Origin of the sequence: Ruegeria sp. HKCCD6604 (assembly GCF_013110635.1) — a bacterium.
In the GTDB taxonomy this organism is placed as follows: Bacteria; Pseudomonadota; Alphaproteobacteria; order Rhodobacterales; family Rhodobacteraceae; genus Ruegeria.
In genome coordinates, this window is record NZ_WVQW01000007.1 from 44,043 (window position 1) to 66,416 (window position 22,374).

A 22,374-nucleotide genomic window follows, 5' to 3' on the forward strand; every position below is an offset into this window, starting at 1 on the left:
GTGTCAGAAAAATGTCACCCAAGCAAGCCAGGGATGGCCTTTTTAGCCCGGTTGCACGGGCTTTGCCCCTCGATCAAGGAACAATGCACAACACGGAAACTTCACTGTTTCCGATCTGACGAGTTTGGCTTCGATTTCAGCGACGATCACGCCAGCGATTTACGATCGGGTACCGCCGGTCCAGCCAGAATGCCCGCTTACTCAAGCGCGTGCCCGGAGCGGACTGGAACCGTTTGTACTCGCTGATATAGATCAGGTGCTCGACCTTTCGCGCGTCCGCCTCGTCAAATCCGGCGGCGACGCAATCCGCGATGGAGCCATCCTGATCGACCAGAATGTCAAGTATCGCGTCCAGCACGGGATAGTCCGGCAGACTGTCACTGTCTTTCTGATCTTCGCGCAGTTCGGCGCTGGGGGGTTTGTCAATGACGGACGGGCGAATGACCTCTCCGTCAGGCCCCATCATCCAGTCTCGATGATTGGCGTTGCGCCAGCGGCAGGTTTCGAACACGCGGGTCTTGTACAGATCCTTGATCGGGTTGTAGCCGCCATTCATGTCGCCATAGATCGTGGCATAGCCCACCGCGACCTCGGACTTGTTGCCGGTGGTCAACAGCATTTCGCCGAATTTGTTCGAGATCGCCATCAGCAAAAGCCCGCGCAGGCGCGACTGAATGTTCTCCTCGGTCAAGCCTTCGTCCAACCCCGCAAATAGCGGAGCAAGCGTGTTGGTGACAGCAGCCCGGCTTTCCGAAATCGGCACATAGTCATAGTGCACACCCAGCGCCTTGGCGACGGCCTCGGCATCGTCCAATGACGCTTGGCTGGTATATTCCGACGGCAACATCACACAGCGAACATTGTCGGCCCCGATGGCATCCACCGCGATGGTCGCCACCAACGCGGAGTCGATCCCTCCGGACAGTCCCAGAACTGCCTTTTTGAAACCGGTCTTGCCAAAATAGTCCCGCAGGGACTGCACCATCGCGCGATAATCCTGCTCCCACACATCCGGCTGGGGCACGATTTCTGCCGGCACAATGCGCCAGCCATCATCGCCGCGCTCAAGATCCACCTGAGAAACCACTTCGTCGAATACCGGCATCCGGAAGGCCAACTCTCCGCCCGGGTTGAGACCGAAGCTGGCGCCGTCAAAGACCTGATCGTCCTGCCCGCCGACCATGTTCAGGTAGATCAGCGGCAGGCCCGTTTCGACCACACGCGCGACCATATGGTTCAGACGTACATCGTATTTGTTCCGGAAATAGGGCGACCCATTGGGGATCAGCAGAAACTCGGCCCCGGTTTCCTCAAGCGTTTCCGCCACATCCGGGTGCCAGCCATCCTCGCAGATGGGGCTGCCGATCCGGAAGTTGCCAACCGAATACGGACCGCCCAGAAGACCCGCATCATACAGGCGCACTTCGTCGAAAACAGTCTCATTCGGCAGGTGGTGCTTCAGAACCTTGCTGGTGATCCGCCCCCCCTTCAGGATCAGATAGGCATTGTGCAACTTGCCATCATCGACCCACGGACCACCCAAGGCAATCGCGGGCCCATCGGCGCATTTCGCGGCCAGAGTCTCGACCGCATCCATGGCCGCGCGATGAAATACCGGCTTCAGCACCAGATCCTGCGTGTTGTATCCGGTTATGAACATCTCGGGGAACGCCACCAGATCGGCCCCCGCCGCCTTGCCCTGTTCCCACGCGGCAACGACCTTGGCCGCATTGCCGTCGATATCCCCTACGGTCGGGTTCAGTTGCGCCAGAGTGATGCGGAAACGGTCGGCCATGCTGCCCTCTTGCCTCGTCAGTCCTATTGCCATTTAGCAGATCATCGCGCGAGTAAAAGGCCAATGCCGCAAAACCCGTTGCCCTGCCCTCGACGGTATCCTAGTTTTGCGCCCAGGGATGCAACCAACGATGATCCGGCAGGCAGGACCAAAATGAATGTGATCCGAAACTCAATTGGGGCTGTTGCCATGAGCCTTGCAGCTGCGACCGCTTTTGCGCAGGACGGCACGATTATCGTCAAGGATGACGAAGTGGGCGGCGTCTACGAGGGCACTTATGAGAATGGCCTGCGCCACGGGACGGGTACGTATCGGCTGCCCAACGGGTTCGAATACACCGGCCAGTGGGTGGAAGGCGAAATTCAAGGCCAGGGCGTCACCAAGTACCCGGATGGATCGGTTTATGAAGGCGCGTTCGTCAAAGGTCAGCCGGAAGGACGCGGCAAGATCGTTTACGCCAATGGCAGCAGCTATGACGGTGAATGGTCCAACGGATCCATCAATGGCACGGGCATCGCTGAATTTGCCAATGGCTCGCGCTATGAAGGTGAGTTCAGGAACGCACAACGGCACGGCAAGGGCAAACTGACCTTTCCCGACGGATACGTCTACGATGGCGACTGGGTGGACGGTCAGCGGCAAGGCAAGGCCACAATCACCTATGCCGATGGCAGCGTTTACGAAGGCGATGTCAACGCCGGCTTGCGCGATGGCACGGGCACCCAGACGATGCCTGACGGAATGGTGTACGAAGGCGAATGGACGCAGGACCAGATCACCGGGACAGGTCGCCTGACCTATGCCAATGGTGATGTGTACGAAGGCGAGCTTGTGCAGGGGCGCCGTCAGGGCAAAGGCAAAGTAACTCACGCGTCAGGGGACGTCTATGAGGGCGACTTTGTCGATGATCGCCGCCATGGCACAGGCACGTTCACCGGAACCGATGGTTTTGTGTACACCGGCGACTGGAACCAGGGTCAGATAGAAGGCCTGGGTGAGCTGACCTATCCCGACGGTTCGGTTTACGTGGGCGATTTCGTGGCCGATCTGGCGGAAGGAAACGGCCGCATCACCTATCCCGACGGCTCCACTTACGAGGGTGAGTGGATCGCCGGCGTCATCGAAGGCCAGGGTACGGCGACCTATGCCACCGGCATGATCTACAAGGGCCAGTTCAAAAACGCGCAAAGCCACGGCAAGGGTGTGATGACCCGCGCGGACGGTTCGATCTATGACGGAGACTGGGTCAACGGGGTTCGTCAGGGAAAAGGCAAGGCGACCTACTCTGACGGCACGGTATACACCGGGGATTTCGTGAACGGTAAGCGCCACGGCAAAGGAGAAATCGTGACCCCTGCCGGGTTCAAGTATGTCGGCGACTGGTCCGAAGGCAAAATCAACGGCGAAGGCATAGCGACCTATTCGAACGGCGACGTCTATGAGGGCAACTTTGTCGACAACAAAAGGCAGGGCAGCGGAACCATGCGCTATGCCAACGGGCAAGAAGAAACCGGTATCTGGGAAAACGGTGTTTTGCCAAATCAAACCCAGGACCAGCAGGGCGGCGTAGACGCTCCGGCACAGCAGACAGACCCGGACTCAGAGACGGCACAGCCAGATCCGTCTGGCGAATGATCGCTCACCAGGGAACTGGTTTTCCGGCCCAGTCAAAGAACCCACCGGTATCCGCCGGGCGCAACCCGCCGATCACGGACATCAGGTTGCGCGCGGCTTCACCGGGTTCAACGGCAGGATGCCGTCCCAGATATTTCCGAGTAAACTCTGTCTTGACCGTGCCGGGATGCAGCGCAACACATATCGCCTGTTTATGGGTCCGGGCCAATTCAATTGCCGAAGTATGGACGATTTGATTGACCGCGGTCTTGGCCGCGCGGTAGCTGATCCAGCCGCCCATCCGATTGTCGCCAATGGACCCGACCCGCGCGGACAATACAGCAAATACGGAACGCCGATGTCGCGGCAACAACTGATGGGCCCGACTTAGCACCAACGCCGGACCAACGGCATTCAGAGCAAACTGGTCCATCATTGCCCTTGCCGAAACAGATCGAATGGTCTTTTCGGGCGCATTGCCTGAAATTTCCAGCGCCCCGGAAGCGACGAGAACAAGATCGAACGGGCCCGATAGGCGATCAAGCATCCGGCTTGCTCGATCTGGCTCCATCAGATCGAACCCCTCGACAGAGCGCGAGAGGCACGTCACCGCAACGCCCTGTGCCTCCAATTGCTCGCGTACGGCCGCACCAATCCCGCCGGACGCACCAATGATCAAAGCAGTATCCATCTGCGACCAGCTAGCGGCATGGACGGATCAATCAAGGGACGGGAATTTCCAACCCCGTACACCGCAACTTGTCGAAAATTGGTTCTTTTCATTCCCGGCGGCGTCTGTATAACCTCAAACCCATGATCAACTGCGCAGATATCCCTTTTGCCAAAGCCGCCCCTCACGGCGCGGTTCTGCGTGGCCTACTGATCCTAATCCGCCTCTGAGCGTGCCATCCGGCGCGCCCGCTCAGAGGAGGACGCCAGCGCGCCAACAGGCTTTAGGACAGACAAGAAAGAGATTCCCATGACCAACGTGACCGACCAAGACCGTGTCTTGATCTTTGATACCACTTTGCGCGACGGCGAGCAGAGCCCCGGCGCGACGATGACCCATGACGAAAAGCTCGAGATTGCCGAACTGTTGGATGACATGGGCGTCGACATCATCGAAGCGGGTTTTCCGATCGCATCCGAAGGTGACTTCAAAGCGGTGTCCGAGATCGCACAACGATCGAAAAACAGCCGCATCTGCGGTCTGGCCCGCGCCAATTTCGCCGATATCGACCGCTGCTGGGAGGCGGTCAAACACGCGGAACAGAACCGCATTCACACATTCATCGGCACCTCTCCGCTGCACCGCGCCATTCCGAACCTTACACAGGACGAGATGGCTGACAAAATTCACGAAACGGTCAGCCACGCGCGCAACCTGTGCGAAAACGTGCAGTGGTCGCCGATGGACGCGACCCGGACCGAGTGGGATTACCTGTGCCGCGTCATCGAAATCGCGATCAAGGCCGGGGCAACCACCATCAACATCCCCGACACCGTGGGATATACTGCGCCTCTGGAATCCGCTGACCTGATCAAACGCCTGATCGAAACGGTTCCGGGCGCAGATGAGGTGATCTTCGCCACCCATTGTCACAACGACCTCGGCATGGCGACAGCGAATTCGCTGGCGGCGGTCATCGGTGGCGCACGCCAGATCGAATGCACCATCAACGGCCTGGGCGAACGCGCCGGCAACACCGCCCTGGAAGAGGTCGTAATGGCTATGCGCACGCGCAATGACATCATGCCCTTCCACACCGGGATCGACACGACCAAGATCATGCATATCTCGCGCCGGGTCGCTACGGTGTCGGGCTTCAACGTTCAGTTCAACAAGGCCATCGTCGGCAAGAACGCGTTTGCCCACGAAAGCGGCATCCATCAGGACGGCATGCTCAAGAACCGCGACAATTTCGAGATCATGCGCCCCGAGGATATCGGCCTGTCGGGCACATCCCTGCCTCTGGGCAAGCACTCGGGCCGCGCGGCTCTGCGCGACAAACTGGAAACGCTGGGCTTTGAAGTTGGCGACAATCAACTCAAAGACATCTTCGTGCGGTTCAAGGATCTGGCGGATCGCAAGAAAGAAGTGTTCGACGACGATCTCATTGCGCTGATGACGTTGGACGAGGCGGACGACTATCTGCAATTGGTGTCGATGAAAGTCACCTGCGGCACCGGCGGGCAGGCGGAATCGACGGTTGAGCTGGAAGTCGACGGCAAGGACGTCATCGCAACTGAACATGGCGACGGGCCGGTAGACGCGACCTTCAAGGCAATCCGTGCGATTCACCCCAACACGGCCCGTTTGCAGCTGTATCAGGTTCATGCGGTGACCGAAGGCACCGATGCGCAGGCCACGGTTTCGGTCAGGCTGGAAGAAGATGGCATGATCGCCACGGGTCAGTCGGCGAACACGGATACCGTCGTGGCTTCGGCCAAAGCCTATATCCACGCGCTGAACCGCCTGATCGTGCGCCGGGAAAAGACCGGCCCGGGCGCGGATGCCCGCGAAATCAGCTACAAAGACCTGACCTGATCCAAAGTGGCGCGGTGAGGGGCTCCCGCACCTGCGGTTGCCCGGCTGCGCCGAGCGCCCTTGCAGCTTTGGGCCCGGCAGCGGACATGCAGCGCGCTGCCGGGCCCAACATGTTTGACGACATCTCTGATGCAGGCAAACAGGGCGGGAGTATCGGTTGCATTTCTGGTGGCTGACCTCAGAGGCTTGCAAATAGCTGCGACAGGCGTGTCGTCTCTTCCTCGATGCCGAATGGTGCGTTCAGAATGAACATCCCTGATCCCACCATCCGATGCCCTTCGCGCACCGGTGGAAATGTCACCTCATGACAAATAGCCTTGGGGAAGTTTTGCGCTTCAAGCGTCGCGATCATCCGGGCGTGGCGTTTGTCCGACAGAACCGGGTACCACAGCGCGATCACCCCGACATTCCATTTCCGGTGCAGTTTGGCAATCGCTCCGGGCAGTCGATCGTAATCGGTCTTCACCTCATAGCTTGGGTCAATCAGCAAAAGCCCCCTTCGCGGCGTCGGAGGCAGCAGGGATTGCACCAGTTCAAACCCGTCCTGCCGATACACCTTCGCCCCGAACGGTGACATTGCCAAAGACAGCGCGGCATGTTCCTGGGGGTGCAGCTCGGCAAAATGCTGGCTGTCCTGATCCCTCAACAGATGTGCTGCAATCATCGGCGATCCCGGATAGGCCGCGTCGCCGTGCCGGGCCTGAATGTTTTTCAGAACCCGCGCCATCGGATGTCCGGGGCCGAACCACCCTTCTCGTTTCGCGCGCTCGATTCCCGCCGCCGCCTCGCCCGTCCGCATGGATTCGTCCGCGTCCAACTGGTACAGCCCCCGTCCGGAATGCGTTTCGACATAGCTGAGCGGCTTGTCCTTCTGCGTCAAATAATTCAGCACCCAGGCCAGCAATGCGTGCTTTTGGACATCAGCCAGATTCCCGGCGTGGTAAATGTGTTGATAAGAGAGCATTTTGCCTTCTAAAGTCCCATTCAATAAGGCGGAAAGGTGCTGATTGTCGCGGAATCAGCCCTTTTACCGGGCGTGATGGCACCCTATAAGTCATCCGTCCCGGAACCGTCGAGTCGCGGGCAGTAGAAAAACCGACATACAGGATCAGGGGAAACATGGGGATCTTTGGCAATCTGGGCGGCCTGTTCACAGCGGACATGGCCATCGACCTTGGAACGGCGAACACGCTGGTTTACGTCAAGGGGCGCGGTGTCATCCTGTCTGAGCCTTCGGTCGTAGCCTATCACGTCAAGGACGGCGTGAAGAAAGTTCTGGCTGTCGGCGAAGATGCCAAGCTGATGCTGGGCCGGACGCCCGGTTCTATCGAAGCCATCCGCCCCATGCGCGAAGGCGTGATTGCTGACTTCGATACAGCCGAAGAAATGATCAAGCACTTCATCCGCAAGGTTCACAAGCGTTCGACTTTCTCGAAGCCCAAGATCATCGTCTGCGTCCCCCATGGCGCGACACCCGTTGAAAAGCGGGCGATCCGTCAGTCGGTTCTGTCCGCTGGTGCCCGCCGCGCCGGCCTGATCGCCGAACCGATCGCCGCCGCCATCGGCGCGGGCATGCCGATCACCGACCCGACCGGCAACATGGTCGTCGACATCGGTGGTGGTACAACCGAAGTGGCGGTTCTGTCGCTGGGCGACATCGTCTATGCCCGCTCGGTCCGCGTGGGTGGCGACCGCATGGATGAAGCCATCATCTCGTACCTGCGTCGCCAGCAGAACCTGCTGGTCGGTGAATCCACCGCCGAGCGGATCAAGACCACCATCGGCACGGCGCGGATGCCTGATGATGGCCGCGGCCAGTCAATGCATATCCGGGGTCGTGACCTGTTGAACGGCGTACCCAAGGAAATCGAGATCAGCCAGGCCCAGGTCGCCGAGGCACTGTCGGAACCCGTCCAGCAGATCTGCGAAGCGGTGATGACTGCGCTGGAAACCACTCCACCCGATCTGGCCGCCGATATCGTGGATCGCGGGGTTATGTTGACCGGCGGTGGCGCGCTTCTGGGTGATCTGGATCTGGCCCTGCGCGAACAGACTGGCCTGGCCGTGTCCATCGCGGACGAAAGCCTGAATTGTGTGGCTTTGGGCACCGGCAAGGCGCTAGAATACGAAAAACAGCTGCGCCACGCGATTGACTACGAAAGCTGAGGCGCGCACCTTTCGGGGGCAGTCTGAATTCGGCACGAGCAGCACGGGAAGGTAACCTGTGGCAAAAGACCGATCACAGCGCGATGACTACACGACCCCTCTGCGCCGCTTGTTGCTGGGGATCGTCATTCTGTGCTTGCTGGGCATCTTTCTGGTCTGGCGGATCGACAGCCCCCGCGTCGAGCGGTTCCGCGCGCAGGTGGTGGACGCGGTCGTACCGTCGATGGATTGGGCCATGGTGCCCGTGACCGCCGCTGTGAACCTTGTGCGCGATTTCCAAAGCTACCAGCGTCTGAGCGAACAGAACCGCGAGCTGCGCAGCGAACTGCGCCTGATGCGTGCCTGGAAAGAGGCCGCACTGCAATTGGAGCAGGAAAATGCGCGGCTGCTGGATCTGAACAATGTCCGCCTCGACCCGCGCCTGACATACATCACGGGTGTTGTGATGGCCGACAGCGGATCACCCTTTCGGCAGTCCGTCCTGTTGAATGTGGGGGAACGCGACGGGATCGTTGATGGCTGGGCCACGATGGATGGTATCGGGCTGGTTGGCCGAATTTCCGGCGTCGGACCAGATACGGCTCGGGTGATCCTGGTGACGGACGCCACCAGTGCCATTCCGGCAACGATTCAGCCTTCTGGCCAGACCGCGTTGATCAAAGGAGACAATACTCCGGCCCCAGTGGTCGAATTCCTGGAAAACCGAGAGCTGGTCCGCCCCGGTGATCGGGTGATCACATCCGGCGACGGTGGCGTTTTTCCGGCAGGCCTTTTGATCGGCCAGATCGCCGCGGATCCGGGCGGCCGTCTGCGCGTTCGCCTTTCAGCGGATTTTGAACGGCTCGAGTTTTTTCGCGTTCTGCGCTTCCATTCGCCCCCGCCAATTCAGGATCCGGGTGGGATCGTCGGGCCAACTCGGCCCGAAACTGCGCTTGTACCGGATGAGGTAAGCGATGGATAGGCCCGCCTCATACAACTGGGCCATGCGCGGCCTTTACGTTGCGCTGGCCTTTGTCGTGCTGTTCATGCACTTGCTGCCGCTCGATGCGCAACCGGATCGCTGGCCTTTTCCTGATGTATTGGTTGCGCTGACCTTTGCCTGGGTATTGCGGCGCCCCGATTATGTGCCCACTCTGTTGGTCGCGTTTGTCATGCTGATGGCGGATCTGTTGCTGCAACGTCCGCCCGGCCTTCTGGCTGCGCTGGTGGTGTTTGGCACAGCCTATCTGCGCTCTGCCGCTCCGGGTATGAAGGACACCGGATTTGTCGGAGAATGGATGTCTGTCGGTGTGGTGATTTCCATGGTCTTTTTGACGAACAGAGTCGTTTTGTCGATCTTGTCTGTGCAGCAGGCCGCATTGTGGCCAGTCGTGATTCAACTTGTGCTGACAATCGCCTTCTACCCGTTCATCGTGCTGTTGAGCCAAAGCGTATTTGGCGTCCACCGCCTGTCTGCTGCGGATGCCGGAGCGGTAGGGGGCGGGGCATGAAACAACGCAAACCCAAGTCGCAGGGCCTTGCCTATAAACGCCTGCCACGCCGGGCGCTGCTGCTGGGCGGTTTGCAGGCGGCTTTTATCGGCGGGCTGGCCGCACGGATGCGTTTCATGCAGGTGGATCAGGCCGACGAATACCGCCTGCTGGCCGAAGAAAACCGCATCAACATTCGACTGATCCCGCCAACCCGTGGACGTATCTATGATCGCAACGGGCAGATCATCGGTCAGAACTCACCATCCTATCGCATCGTCATCGTGCGTGAAGACGCAGGCGACGTCGACAAGGTGATTGCCAAATTGTCGGAACTCATCCCGCTGAACGACGATGAGATCGAACGCGCCCGGACCGAAATGCGCCGATCAGCGCCGTTCCTGCCGGTCACTCTGGCGGATCAGGTCACTTGGGAAGACATCTCGAAAGTCGCAGTCAATGCTCCGGCCCTTCCGGGTGTGACGCCCGAAGTCGGCCTGACACGGCAATACCCACGCTATGAGGATTTCGCCCATATCGTCGGCTATGTCGGCCCGGTCAGCGATTACGATCTCAGCAAGCTCGAAGACCCCGAGCCGGTTTTGCGAATTCCCCGGTTTCAGATTGGCAAGGTCGGGTTGGAAGCCAAGCAGGAAATTGCCTTGCGTGGCAAAGCCGGCGCAAAGCGTGTCGAAGTCAACGCCACAGGGCGCGTAATGCGCGAGCTGGACCGGCAGGAAGGTCAGCCGGGTGCGGACATGCAATTGGCGATCGATGCCGACCTGCAACAATATGCGCAAGCGCGGCTGGCAGGTGAAAGCGCGGCTGCAATTGTTCTGGATTGCGAAACCGGGGACCTGCGCGCTGTCAGCTCTACACCCAGTTTCGATCCTAATCTGTTTGTGCGCGGTATCTCGGTCGCGGATTATCGGGCTTTGACGGGGGACAAGTATCGCCCTCTGGCCAACAAGTCCGTACAAGGCACTTATCCTCCGGGGTCGACGTTCAAGATGGTCACCGCATTGGCCGCGCTGGAGGCCGGCGTAATAGGCCCTGGAAACACAGTGTATTGCCCCGGACATCTGAAGGTCGGCAGCCGCAGGTTCCACTGCTGGAAGCGCGGTGGGCATGGTACGGTCGATCTGAACCTGTCGCTTAAACGCAGCTGCGACGTCTATTACTACGACGTGGCTTTGCGGGTCGGGATCGACAAGATATCCGAAATGGCCCGTACATTGGGGCTGGGCGTCAAGCACGATATTCCGATGTCGGCGGTTGCCGCTGGACTTGCCCCCAATCAGGAATGGAAGCAGCGGACACACGGTCAGGATTGGCTGGTGGGCGACACGGCCAACGCGTCCATCGGGCAAGGGTTCATGCTGGCATCACCGCTTCAACTGGCCGTCATGACGGCTCGTATAGCCACCGGCCGATCGGTGACACCGCGCCTTGTACGATCGATCGACGGTGTCGAGCAGCCTTCGGGCGCAGGGGAACCGCTGGACATCAACGCCTACAATCTGGAACAGGTGCGCAAGGCCATGTACTCGGTCTCGAATGATCGGCGGGGGACGGCCTATCGCAGTCGCATCATCGCAGACGAGTTCCGCATGGCCGGCAAAACCGGCACCAGCCAGGTCCGCAACATCACCAAGGCCGAGCGTGCCGCCGGCGTTATCCGCAACGAAGACCTCCCATGGGAACGTCGCGACCACGCCTTGTTCGTCTGCTTCGCGCCCTATGACAATCCGAAATACGCGGTTGCCGTGGTCGTTGAACATGGCGGCGGCGGGTCCAAGGCGGCGGCACCGGTCGCCCGCGATATCATGCTTCAGGCGCTCTACAACGGTACTCCGCCGCTTGAAGCATATCCGGTTGCCGACCGCGAGCGCATCAAGGAACAGCAAAAACGGCTCGAGGGCGACCGTCGCCCCAAAGCGCGTCCCGATGGAAAGGACCGCGCATGAGCTATCTTGAATATGCCGTGAAATCCACGCCGTCGGGGTTTCGGAAATTCCTGTACATGAACTGGCCGCTGACCCTGTTGCTGATCAGCACGGCCAGCGCAGGGTTCCTGATGCTGTATTCGGTTGCAGGCGGGTCGTGGACACCCTGGGCAGAACCGCAGATGGAGCGGTTTGGGCTTGGCCTGATCGCGATGTTCATCATTGCTTTGGTTCCGATCTGGTTCTGGCGCAACATGTCCGTGCTGGCCTATCTCGGGTCGGTCGCGTTGCTGGTATTCGTGGAATTGTTCGGCACCATCGGCATGGGCGCGCAGCGTTGGATCGACCTTGGGTTCATGCGCCTGCAACCCTCAGAAGTCATGAAGGTGGCCCTGGTCATGGTTCTGGCGGCGTACTACGACTGGCTGCCATCGCACAAGACGTCTCGCCCTCTTTGGGTCTTTATTCCCGTGGCTCTGATTGTCCTGCCCACGCTGCTGGTTCTGAAGCAGCCGGATCTCGGCACGTCGATCCTGCTGTTGGCTGCCGGTGGCGGGCTGATGTTTCTTGCGGGTGTCCACTGGGCTTACTTTGCAGCCGTCATTGCCGCCGTCGTGGGCCTGATCGCCGCCGTGTTCAACAGTCGCGGGACCGACTGGCAGTTGCTCAAGGATTATCAGTTCCGCCGGATCGACACGTTTCTTGACCCTTCTACCGATCCTTTGGGTGCCGGGTATCACATCACGCAATCCAAGATCGCCCTTGGTTCCGGCGGCTGGAACGGGCGCGGTTTCATGCAGGGTACGCAATCCCGGCTGAACTTCCTGCCCGAGAAACACACCGATTTCATCTTCACCACCCTCGCAGAGGAGTTCGGGTTTGTCGGTGGCATCACGCTCTTGATTCTCTATGCCCTGATCCTTGTGTTCTGCATGGCGACCGCACTGGCCACCAAGGATCGGTTCTCGTCACTGGTTACTCTGGGCATCGCGCTGAACTTCTTCTTGTTCTTTGCCGTCAACATGTCGATGGTGATGGGCATGGCACCGGTTGTGGGCGTCCCTCTGCCAATGGTCAGCTATGGCGGATCGGCCATGCTGGTGCTGATGGCCGCGTTCGGCATCGTCCAAAGCGCTCATATCCATCGTCCCCGCTGATCTGAAAGGCTCCCGATGCCCGTAAACGTTCTGTTTTCCGCGCGCCCTGCCCTGTGGCCCGTCTATGAACCGCTGCTCACTCGATACCTTGCGGAAACTGGCGTTGAGGCGCGGCTCGGTACGGAATTTGACCCGGATCAGGTCGATTACGTTGTCTACGCTCCGAATGGCGGGTTACTGGATTTTTCGCCCTTTACACGCCTGAAGGCGGTTCTGAGCCTCTGGGCCGGGGTTGAAAAGATCGCGGACAATGACACGCTGACCATCCCCTTGGCGCGAATGGTGGATCACGGGCTGACGCAGGGTATGACCGAATGGGTGGTGGGCCATGTGCTGCGCTATCATCTGGGAATGGATCGCCACATCACCATCCAGGATGGCGTCTGGGCCCCGGATGCCCCGCCTTTGGCGCAAGAGCGCAAAGTGTGCATTCTGGGCCTTGGCGCATTGGGCGAAGCCGCGGCCCGCGCCCTGGCCTCGCTGAATTTCACGGTCACAGGCTGGAGCCGCACCGCCAAGGCCATCCCCGGCGTAACCTGCCTGCATGGTCCTGACGGTCTGCGTGACGCGCTTTCCCGGGCCGAGATACTGGTTCTGCTGCTGCCTGACACCGCTGCCACCGAAAACGCGTTGAATGCTGAAACGCTGGCCCTGCTGCCGAAGGGCGCGCGGATCATCAACCCGGGTCGCGGACCTCTGATCGATGACGATGCGCTGCTGGATGCCTTGAACGCGGGTCAGGTCGGTCACGCGACGCTGGATGTGTTCCGGGTCGAGCCCCTGCCCCCCGATCATCCGTATTGGGCACATCCGAACGTGACGGTGACCCCTCATATCGCGTCCGAGACCCGCCCGGTCACAGCCGCGCAGATCATTTGCGAAAACATCCGGCGTGGCGAAGCCGGAGAGCCCTTCGTGCACCTGGTGGATCGCGCTTTGGGCTACTGATTTCAGGCCGCGATCAGACCGCGGCCTTTCAACAGGGCGTCAACCCCCGGCAATCTTCCCCGGAACGCCAGATACAGGTCTTCTGCCTCGCGCGAACCGCCAGTGGACAGGATGTTGTCCTCCAACGCTTTGGCGCGTTCGGGGTCAAAGGCACCTCCCGCCTCTTCAAAGGCGGCAAAGGCGTCGGCATCCATCACTTCGGACCACATATAGCTGTAGTACCCCGAGCTGTAGCCATCGCCTGCAAAGACATGCGCGAAATGCGGAGTAGCGTGGCGCATTCCAATGGCCTTCGGCATCCCCAACCCGGCCAAAACTTCTGACTGTTTCGCCATCGGATCTGCCGGCGCCTCGCCATCGTGGAAGGCCAGATCAACAAGGGCCGAGGCGACATATTCCACCGTCTGGAATCCCTGATCGAAATTGGCCGCTTTCAGCACCTTTTGCAGCATTTCCTGCGACATCGGCTCGCCCGTTTCCGCATGGGTCGCAAACTCGGCAAGAACCTCGGGCACTTCCAGCCAGTGTTCGTAAAGCTGGCTGGGCAATTCTACGAAATCGCGCGCCACAGACGTGCCCGAGATGCTTTCATATGTCACGTTGGACAGCATCTGGTGCAGGGCATGGCCGAATTCATGAAACAGAGTCCGCGCGTCATCATAGGACAGCAGGGCGGGATCCCCCTTGGCAAAGTTGCAGACATTGATGACAACCGGTGTCTGCTTCTTTGGGAATTTGGCCTGCGCCCTCATCGCGCTGCACCAGGCACCTGACCGCTTGGACCCTCGTGCAAAGTAGTCTCCGATAAATACGGCAACATGCTGCCCGTCGCGGGTAACGTCCCAAGCCCGGCAATCCGGGTGATAGAGGGGTACGTCCAACGGTTTGAATTCCAGCCCGAAAAGCCGGTTGGCGCAGGCAAACGAAGCCTCGATCATACGATCCAGTTGCAGATAGGGTTTCAACGCGGCCTCATCCAGATCATGTTCCGCCTTGCGCCGCTTTTCAGCATAGTACCGCCAATCCCAGGCTTCCAGCGGGCCGTTGATGCCGTCTTCCTGCATCATCTGCGTCAGAACATCCGCGTCGGTGTCGGCGCGGGACTTGGCCGGTTCCCAAACCTGCATCAACAGTTCACGCACCCGATCCGGCGTGCGCGCCATCTCGGTTTCCAGCTTGTAGTCGGCGAACGTGTCATAGCCCAGAAGCTTGGCACGCTCTTCGCGCAAGGCCAGGATCTCGGCCGAGATATCTCGGTTGTCTGTCTCGCCCCCATTGGCACCGCGTGCGGCCCAGGCGCGATAGGCTTTTTCACGCAGGTCCCGGCGGGGCGAGAATTGCAGAAACGGCACGATCAGCGACCGTGACAAGGTGACCACCGGCCCTTTGGCTTTCTTCTCCTGCCCCGCGGCACGCGCCGCGTCCACGACGAAATCCGGCAGGCCGTTCAGATCCTCTTCGGTCAGATCCATGTACCAGTCCCGCTCATCCGCCAGCAAGTTCTGGGTAAACGACGTGCCCAGCGACGCGAGGCGCGACTTGATCTCTTGCATACGGGCGTCTTCGTCCCCTTCCAAAGCTGCACCGGCACGCACAAAGCCCCGGTGGGTCAGCATCAGCACACGCGCCTGTTCCTCGGTCAGGTCAAGATCATCGCGCCGTGCCCATAGGTCGGCCACACGCTTGAACAGCGACTTGTTGGAAGAAATGCCCGAAAAATGCGCCGAAAGCCTGGGGGAAAACGCGCGTTGCAGTTCTTCCCGCTTGGGGTTGCTGTCCGCGCCCGCAATCGTGAAGAAGACCGACAGAACCTTGTCCAGTTGCCCGCCCGCAGCCTCGAGCGCCTCGATCGTGTTGGCGAATGTGGGGGTATCCGGATTTGCCGCTATCGCGTCAATCTCGGCGTTATGCTCTTTCATCGCCTGCTCCAGTGCCGGCGAGAAATCACCATCCGAGATATCGGAAAAAGGGGCTATTTCAAACGGTGTGGTCCAGTTGGACAGGATCGGGTTGGTCATGCGGATCTCCTTTGATCCCATAGCTATGTCGCCATGGCCGGGTGTTCCAGAACACCCATCCCATGTGAAGAAAGGTTAATCGTTTCTCATGCCACAAACGGGGCAATCGTCCCGGCGGGTCAGAACAATCTTTCGGCTTTCGCCGTACAGCGCGTCATAGATCAGCATCTCGCCGCGCAGCGCCATGCCGGCGCCCGTTATCACCTTGATCGCCTCGACCGCCATCATTGATCCGACGACGCCCGGCAGCGGGCCGATCACGCCGGCCTCGGAACAGGACGGGGCCAGACCGGGGGCCGGGGCCTCTGGGAAGATGCACTGATAGCAGGGGCTGCCCTTGGCCGGGTCAAACACACTCAGCTGACCTTCCCACTGCGACAAAGCCCCCGAAATCAGCGGTTTGCCCAGCGCGACAGCGGTTCGGTTTGCCAGATACCGGGTCTCAAAATTGTCGGTTCCGTCAAGAATCAGATCGAAGTCTGCAAACAGGTCGGTGGCGATTTCCTCGCTCAAGCGGCGGTGATAGGGCAGAACAACGACGTTCGGGTTTTGCGCATCCATCGCCTGCTGCGCCGAAAAGACCTTGGGCATTCCAATATCCGCGTCCCGGTGAATGACCTGTCGTTGCAGGTTGGCATTCTCGACAACGTCATCGTCGATGATCCCGATCGTGCCGACACCCGCAGCCGCCAGATATTGCAGCGCAGGTGCACCCAGGCCACCTGCGCCGATCACCAGTACGCGGGCTTTTTTGAGTTTTTTCTGACCGGGCCCACCCAGTTCGCGCAAAACGATATGGCGGGCATAGCGGTCCAGCTCGGCCTCGGTAAATCGGTCCGAGGGCATGTCGGGCTCCGTTTCCGAAGTTGAAACTGCGCGGTTACGCAAGGCTTTGAGTATTCTGCCATACAGCAAAGCCAGCGCCGCGAAACCCACGAGGATCAGCCAAAGCGCCACAGACCCACCCGTTGCTTCGCGAAGAGGGTGCCCATCCGGCAAGATCAGATGGGACAGTATGACGCCGGCCAGCAACATACTCACGGAAACCACCCGCGCTTTTTTCGACGTGCCGGCGATATAACCGACACCCCAAAGCCCAGCAGCCAGGATGAAAACCAACAGCATCAGCCGCGCCCGGTCGAGCCGAAACCGCCAGCCCCGCGATCGGTTTCGCCCAGAGCCTGAGCCAGTTCAAACGTTGCCTGCACTACCGGCGCGACCACAAGCTGCGCGATACGATCTCCGTGGGCGATCTCGAACCGTTCCTGTCCCGCATTCATCACGATCACGCCCAAAGGCCCACGATAGTCGCTGTCGATAGTGCCCGGCGTGTTGGGCAGTGTAATCCCATGCTTCAACGCAAGGCCCGAGCGGGGCCGAACCTGCACCTCATACCCTTGTGGGATTTCAATGCGCAGGCCGGTCGGCACCAGCGCCCGCTGACCGGGGTCCAGCGTAATCGGCGCGCCGCCGGGCAGATTGGCACGCACGTCCGCGCCGGCCGCCCCCGAGGTTTCGTAAGAGGGAAGCGCCACGGCGGGGTCTGCCCCGTCTTCGCGGATCACCCGGATTGCAACCATGCCCTTGCCTTTCCTTCAGCCCGCCAACGCGTCCGCGATTTTCGCCGCCAGACGCCGGGCAACTTCGCCTTTGCCCATACGGGGCCATTCCTCGGCCCCGTTGTCCGAAATCAGGATGACCGCATTCTCTGACCCGCCCATAATGCCTGTTGCAGGGCTGACATCGTTTGCGACGATCCAGTCGCAGCCTTTGCGCAGACGCTTGGCCGTGGCGTGTTCGATCACATTGTCGGTCTCGGCCGCAAAGCCTACAACCAACGGCGGGCGGTTCACGCCCATCCCGGAAACACGTTTCAGAATGTCCGGGTTTTCGGCGAATTCCAGTACCGGCAGGCCATCGCGGCTTTTTTTCAGCTTCTTGTCCGATGCGCTGGCGACCCGCCAGTCCGCGACCGCAGCCGCGAATATTCCGGCATCGACGGGCAGAGCTGCATCAACCGCATCAGACATCTGTTGCGCGGTTTCGACAGGTACGACCCGCACACCCGCCGGGGGCGGCACGTCTGCCGGGCCAGTCACAAAGGTCACCTCGGCCCCCAATTCCGCCAGCGCCCGGGCCACGGCGGCACCTTGGGCCCCGGACGAACGGTTGGCTATGTACCGGACCGGATCTATCGGCTCATGCGTCGGGCCGGACGTCACCAGCACCCGCCTGCCCGCCAAGGGCCCCGCAGACAACCGAGCCTCAACCGCCGTGACAATTTCCAGCGGCTCGGACATGCGCCCGGGGCCGTATTCGCCACAGGCCATGTCGCCTTCGTTCGGGCCCACAAAGCGCACGCCATCCGCTTGCAGCTGCTTCAGGTTTCGCTGTGTTGCCGGGTGGGTCCACATGCGCACATTCATCGCGGGCGCACACAGAACGGGTGTGTCCGTGGCCATCAGAAGGGTCGAGGCCAGATCGTTGGCCAGCCCTGCGGCCATCTTGCCCATCAGATCCGCCGTTGCGGGGGCCACAACGATCAGATCCGCAGAGCGCGACAGTTGAATATGCCCCATCTCGGCCTCATCAGTGAGGTCAAACAGATCGCGATAGCCTTTTTCACCTGCCAGAGCCGAAACGGACAGCGGTGTCACAAACTCTTCCGCAGCGCGCGTCAATACAGGGGTTACGTCCGCGCCACGCTCGCGCAATCTGCGGATCAGGTCCAGCGATTTGTAGGCCGCGATTCCGCCACCGATAATCAGCAGAATGCGTTTGGATGACAGCATGTTCAGCCCTTCCCGTCCCGGTCGGCCCCGACATTAGGCAAGGCCCGCAGGTAGTTCCAGCGATTAATTCTGAACCTGAAATGCTGCACAGGGGTCTTCGCGCTCGGCCGTGGGGCTATCAATCACGATATCGAATTCTCCGTCGATCGCTCCATCCTCGGATTGTCCGACGGCCACGACTTTCCAACCTGGTCTGAGGCGCGCAACATAGGTCGGTATGCCCCGATCCTTTCGCGCGTGACCATTTCCAGTAATCACGGCAACCGGACCCCCGGTTTCGTCCATCGCACGGACCACGGCACGGGCCAGCACAGCATCGCGCAATCGTTGGATCGCAACCATCTGGGGCAACATTTCAGCCGGAAGCGCATCGCAATGCGCCGCCAACTGGTCGGCTTCGCGCGCGGCTTGTTCTTCGGGCGATAGAGGCACCGTCAGACCATAACGCGCCGCGTCTGCCCCCAACGCCGTGGCGGCACCGCGTTCCATCGCGGCACGCGCAGCAGCACGCGGAACCATGGCCCCGTAAACCGGCGCGCCCGATGCTTCGAACACCGGATAATACATGCTGAGCGGCGGCCAGCCACTTTCAGCCCATTCCAGAATACGGCTCAGTTCTTCTGGGTTGGACACAGCTTTCTGAGCGAGCCTCTGCGCGCCCTCTTCCGTGACCATTTCCCAGACGACGGCCGAGGGTGAAACAGCCTTGAGCGCTTCGGCCTGCACCAGATGATGCGTCGGGTTGTCGTGAACTTCCCCCAATATCACGACATCGGCGTCCCGCATCGCGGACATGGCATCAGCGGGAACAAGTCTATCTGCCAGCCCCGGTCGCGCTGCCGCAACCGTAAGACCCAGAAGGCACACAAGAATCGCAAACTGTTTCATGCGATGAAGTGTTGCACCTCGCGCGACTGGGCTTCAAGGTTCTTGCGCATTTTCGCGAAGGCTGCGGCCTCAAGCTGTCGTACACGTTCTTTTGACAGACCCAGCTCGGTTCCCAAGCTTTCCAGGGTTCGCGCGGGGTCTCGCAGCTTGCGCTCGCGCACGATGAAACGCTCGCGATCATTCAAGGCATTCATCGCCGTCAACAGCCACTTGCGCAATTGTTCGGTATCATGGCTGTGTTCAACTGCTTCGGCTGCCTGCTCGCGGTCATCTTCCAGAGCATCGATCCACTCGCGCCCATCCTCATCAGCGGATTGCACCGCATTCAGCGAAAAATCAGAGCCGGACAGACGACCTTCCATCATCTCGACGTCGCGCAGCGGCACACCGATTTCCGTGGCGATCATCTGATGCAACTGATGACGGTCCAGTTCCTGACCTTCAGTGGCGGCTTCACGTTCCAGCCGGGCCTGAACTCGCCGCATGTTGAAGAACAGCGACTTCTGAGATGAGGTTGACCCGGTCCGAACCATGGACCAGTTCCGCATCACATAGTCCTGAATGCTTGCCTTGATCCACCATACGGCATAGGTCGAAAACCGCACGCCGCGATCTGGATCGAACTTGTCTGCGGCCTTCATCAGGCCAAGGCCTGCTTCTTGAATGAGATCATTCATCGGCGCGCCATAGCGCTTGAACTTGGCCGCCATCGAAATCGCCAGACGCATATAGGCGGTGATCAGACGGTGCAACGCCTGTTCATCACGCTCATCACGCCACGCATAAGCCAGTTTCAGTTCGGTTTCCGCATCCAGCAGCTCGGCCTTCATTGCTTGCCGGGACATCGAAAAGTCCGTCGCATTATCCAGTGCCATAAACCTCTCCCCTGTTTGCAGGTACTGGTCAGACTTGCTTTGCCGACCTATGACCATTACGCAAAACAGCACCAAACGGATCATCTATAGGTAAGTACTGTGTCGCCGGATTTAACCTTGGTTCTGGGTGGGGCCGCGTCAGGCAAGTCGGTTTTCGCCGAAGAACTGGTTGTTTCTCAGGGGAAAAGCCGACTTTACCTTGCGACATCACAAGTGTTTGATGACGAGATGCGCCAGAAGATTGAGCGCCATCTTGAACAACGCGGCGACGGGTGGACTACGGTTGAAGAACCCTTCGATCCGGGGCCGGTTCTGGCCACGTTGTCGCCCGATCAGATTTGCCTGATTGACTGCGCCACCATGTGGCTGAGCAACCACCTGTTGGCTGATACCGATCTGGAGGCGGCACAAACCGCCCTGCTTGACGCCCTTCGTGGATGCCCGGCGCAAATCGTGATCGTCTCGAACGAAGTTGGCCACGGCATTGTCCCGGACAACGCCCTGGCCCGCCGGTTTCGCGAAGCCCAGGGGCGGCTGAATATCGCACTTGCAGCGCAGGCCGATCTGGTGGTGCAGATCACCGCCGGATTGCCCTTGGTTCTGAAAGGGCAATTGCCGTGACGCGCCTTCACCTTGTTCGACACGGGCCGACACATGCGAAAACCATGGTCGGCTGGTCCGACCTGCCCGCCGACCTGAGTGATACAGCCGCACTGAAACGTCTGAACGACCATTTGCCGCCCGAGGCGCTTGTGATCTCGTCCGATCTGTCACGGGCAGTTGAAACCGCCACGGCCATACAAGGCCAACGTCAACGTCTTCCTCATCATCCGGGCTTGCGGGAAATCCATTTTGGTCACTGGGAGTTGCGCGGATTTGCCGAAATCGAAGCCGAAGACCCGGAACTGGCCTTTGCATATTGGGACAACCCCGGCGATGTCCGCCCGCCGCAGGGTGAAAGCTGGAACGACGTCCGCAATCGGGTCGACGCGGCGATCGACACGCTTGTTTCAGCACATTCAGGCGGCGATCTGGTCATCGTTGCGCATTTCGGCGTTATCCTAACTCAGGTGCAGCGCGCCCTTGATCTGGACGGACAACAGACTTTTTCACACCGAATCGACAACTTGTCGGTGACGGATATCCTGATCGACGCAGACAGGTGGTCCGTCGGTACAATTAATCACCTTCCGTGAACAGACCCCGCACAAATCACTGTTTTACCGAACTGCGAACCTGCGGCATCGTCTGCGCATGACATATGATTTGTATATCGGCGACCGCCTCTTCTCCAGCTGGTCAATGCGTGGCTGGTTGATGCTTGAGAAATTCAACCTGCCCCATAGAAGCCACATGATTGGCCTGTATTCGGGCACCATGGCACAGGATATGGCTTCCCTGGCTCCAGCGCGACTTGTACCTGCCCTGCGCCTGCCGGATGGAACTGTGGTCGGCGAAAGCCTGGCCATGGCCGAAACCCTGGCCGAGCGCCACCCTGATGCCGGGTTGTGGCCATCAGATCCCGCCGCCCGGGCAACCGCCCGCTGGCTGTGCGCCGAGATGGTGGCAGGGTTCGGTGCCCTACGAGGCGAATGCCCGATGCAATTGCTGCATGTCTGGCAGGGTTTCGACCCATCGGATGAAACACTGGCAAATCTGGCTCGTATCGAAACACTCTGGGACCATGCGCGCACAGTGTCCGGTGCGGAACAAGGCCCGTTGTTTGGCACGTATTCGCTGGCGGACGTGTTTTACACACCTGTCGCAGCGCGGATCATCGGATATGGACTGCCAGTTTCAAGGGCCAACCGAACCTATTGCCTGGACCTGTTGTCAGACCCCGCCGTCAGACAATGGCGCGCAATGGGCCTGACCGTCAGATACGACCCTTTTCCCTATCGTCAGGACTTGCCGTCCAAGCCCTGGCCGATCGGAGGGGTTTCAACCGCCAAGCCGGTCTCCGGCCCGTCAATCAACCAAGTTTGCCCCTATTCCGGCAAACCCGTCGTGGAGTTTTTGGAGTTGGACGGCAAATGCTGGGGCTTCTGCAATCCGTTCTGCCGCGACAAAACCGTTGCAGATCCCGACGCGTGGCCCAAATTCGCTGCCTTGCGCGCAACCGTTAACGACTCTTAAACCACAACCATGGCAGCAACGT

The 22,374-nt window shown here is 59.9% G+C and carries 20 protein-coding genes; 11 read left to right on the top strand and 9 right to left on the bottom strand.

Annotation, left to right across the window (positions count from 1 at the left end; genetic code table 11):
- Positions 1–136: 136 nt before the first annotated feature.
- Entirely contained in the window at positions 137–1,795 is a 1,659-nt protein-coding gene (locus tag GS614_RS15965; RefSeq protein WP_171726781.1) for an NAD+ synthase, read from the bottom strand.
- 153 nt (positions 1,796–1,948) lie between these two features.
- Here GS614_RS15965 and GS614_RS15970 point away from each other — a divergent pair, with 153 nt between their 5' ends.
- A complete protein-coding gene (locus GS614_RS15970; protein ID WP_171331332.1) occupies positions 1,949–3,430 on the top strand; it encodes a 2-isopropylmalate synthase in 1,482 nt (493 codons plus the stop codon).
- Positions 3,431–3,434: 4 nt separating this feature from the next.
- Here the strand turns inward: GS614_RS15970 and GS614_RS15975 are convergent, their stop codons facing one another.
- Complete coding sequence (locus GS614_RS15975; RefSeq protein ID WP_171726782.1) at positions 3,435–4,100, bottom strand: SDR family NAD(P)-dependent oxidoreductase; 666 nt, start codon at positions 4,098–4,100, stop codon at positions 3,435–3,437.
- Between the two features lie 288 nt (positions 4,101–4,388).
- On the opposite strand from GS614_RS15975, the gene GS614_RS15980 reads away from it, so the two are divergent.
- On the top strand, positions 4,389–5,957 hold the full coding sequence (locus GS614_RS15980; RefSeq protein WP_171119655.1) for a 2-isopropylmalate synthase: 1,569 nt from the start codon (positions 4,389–4,391) through the stop codon (positions 5,955–5,957).
- A 178-nt stretch (positions 5,958–6,135) separates the two neighbouring features.
- Here GS614_RS15980 and GS614_RS15985 read toward each other — a convergent pair whose 3' ends face one another.
- Positions 6,136–6,921, bottom strand: coding sequence for a 23S rRNA (adenine(2030)-N(6))-methyltransferase RlmJ (locus GS614_RS15985; RefSeq protein WP_171666459.1), 786 nt, complete (start codon positions 6,919–6,921; stop codon positions 6,136–6,138).
- Positions 6,922–7,076: 155 nt separating this feature from the next.
- Here GS614_RS15985 and GS614_RS15990 point away from each other — a divergent pair, with 155 nt between their 5' ends.
- From GS614_RS15990 to GS614_RS16015, 6 genes are read left to right on the top strand one after another with little or no spacing between them, the layout of a single operon-like run.
- Entirely contained in the window at positions 7,077–8,123 is a 1,047-nt protein-coding gene (locus GS614_RS15990; RefSeq protein ID WP_039523195.1) for a rod shape-determining protein, read from the top strand.
- A gap of 58 nt (positions 8,124–8,181) precedes the next feature.
- Positions 8,182–9,084, top strand: coding sequence for a rod shape-determining protein MreC (mreC, locus tag GS614_RS15995; protein ID WP_171726783.1), 903 nt, complete (start codon positions 8,182–8,184; stop codon positions 9,082–9,084).
- Positions 9,077–9,613, top strand: coding sequence for a rod shape-determining protein MreD (locus tag GS614_RS16000; RefSeq protein WP_171666461.1), 537 nt, complete (start codon positions 9,077–9,079; stop codon positions 9,611–9,613). The genes mreC and GS614_RS16000 overlap by 8 nt, the downstream gene beginning before the upstream one ends.
- The gene (gene mrdA, locus GS614_RS16005; protein WP_171726784.1) at positions 9,610–11,559 is read left to right on the top strand and encodes a penicillin-binding protein 2; all 1,950 of its coding nucleotides are present in this window, start codon (positions 9,610–9,612) and stop codon (positions 11,557–11,559) included. Before GS614_RS16000 ends, mrdA begins: the two co-directional genes overlap by 4 nt.
- A complete protein-coding gene (gene rodA, locus GS614_RS16010) occupies positions 11,556–12,695 on the top strand; it encodes a rod shape-determining protein RodA (RefSeq protein WP_152456886.1) in 1,140 nt (379 codons plus the stop codon). Before mrdA ends, rodA begins: the two co-directional genes overlap by 4 nt.
- Positions 12,696–12,710: 15 nt before the next feature.
- On the top strand, positions 12,711–13,643 hold the full coding sequence (locus GS614_RS16015; RefSeq protein WP_171726785.1) for a glyoxylate/hydroxypyruvate reductase A: 933 nt from the start codon (positions 12,711–12,713) through the stop codon (positions 13,641–13,643).
- Between the two features lie 2 nt (positions 13,644–13,645).
- Here GS614_RS16015 and GS614_RS16020 read toward each other — a convergent pair whose 3' ends face one another.
- From GS614_RS16020 to GS614_RS16045, 6 genes are all read right to left on the bottom strand, one after another.
- Complete coding sequence (locus tag GS614_RS16020) at positions 13,646–15,661, bottom strand: M3 family metallopeptidase (protein ID WP_171726786.1); 2,016 nt, start codon at positions 15,659–15,661, stop codon at positions 13,646–13,648.
- Positions 15,662–15,736: 75 nt separating this feature from the next.
- Entirely contained in the window at positions 15,737–16,786 is a 1,050-nt protein-coding gene (locus tag GS614_RS16025) for a molybdopterin-synthase adenylyltransferase MoeB (protein WP_171726787.1), read from the bottom strand.
- Entirely contained in the window at positions 16,786–17,241 is a 456-nt protein-coding gene (dut, locus tag GS614_RS16030) for a dUTP diphosphatase (RefSeq protein WP_171119662.1), read from the bottom strand. Before dut ends, GS614_RS16025 begins: the two co-directional genes overlap by 1 nt.
- Before the next feature lie 15 nt (positions 17,242–17,256).
- A complete protein-coding gene (coaBC, locus tag GS614_RS16035; RefSeq protein WP_171171088.1) occupies positions 17,257–18,453 on the bottom strand; it encodes a bifunctional phosphopantothenoylcysteine decarboxylase/phosphopantothenate--cysteine ligase CoaBC in 1,197 nt (398 codons plus the stop codon).
- Positions 18,454–18,516: 63 nt separating this feature from the next.
- Positions 18,517–19,341, bottom strand: a complete 825-nt coding sequence (locus GS614_RS16040) for a ChaN family lipoprotein (RefSeq protein ID WP_171726788.1) — start codon at positions 19,339–19,341, stop codon at positions 18,517–18,519.
- Complete coding sequence (locus tag GS614_RS16045; protein ID WP_152456879.1) at positions 19,338–20,216, bottom strand: RNA polymerase factor sigma-32; 879 nt, start codon at positions 20,214–20,216, stop codon at positions 19,338–19,340. Before GS614_RS16045 ends, GS614_RS16040 begins: the two co-directional genes overlap by 4 nt.
- A 99-nt stretch (positions 20,217–20,315) precedes the next feature.
- Between GS614_RS16045 and cobU the strand changes: the two genes are divergently transcribed.
- The 3 genes from cobU to GS614_RS16060 are packed head-to-tail and all read left to right on the top strand — an operon-like array spanning position 20,316 to position 22,352.
- On the top strand, positions 20,316–20,837 hold the full coding sequence (cobU, locus tag GS614_RS16050) for a bifunctional adenosylcobinamide kinase/adenosylcobinamide-phosphate guanylyltransferase (RefSeq protein ID WP_171726789.1): 522 nt from the start codon (positions 20,316–20,318) through the stop codon (positions 20,835–20,837).
- A complete protein-coding gene (locus GS614_RS16055; RefSeq protein WP_171171094.1) occupies positions 20,834–21,412 on the top strand; it encodes a histidine phosphatase family protein in 579 nt (192 codons plus the stop codon). The genes cobU and GS614_RS16055 overlap by 4 nt, the downstream gene beginning before the upstream one ends.
- 58 nt (positions 21,413–21,470) lie before the next feature.
- Positions 21,471–22,352: a glutathione S-transferase gene (locus tag GS614_RS16060; RefSeq protein ID WP_171726790.1), complete on the top strand. Its 882-nt coding sequence runs from the start codon at positions 21,471–21,473 to the stop codon at positions 22,350–22,352.
- The last annotated feature ends 22 nt before the right edge of the window (positions 22,353–22,374 follow it).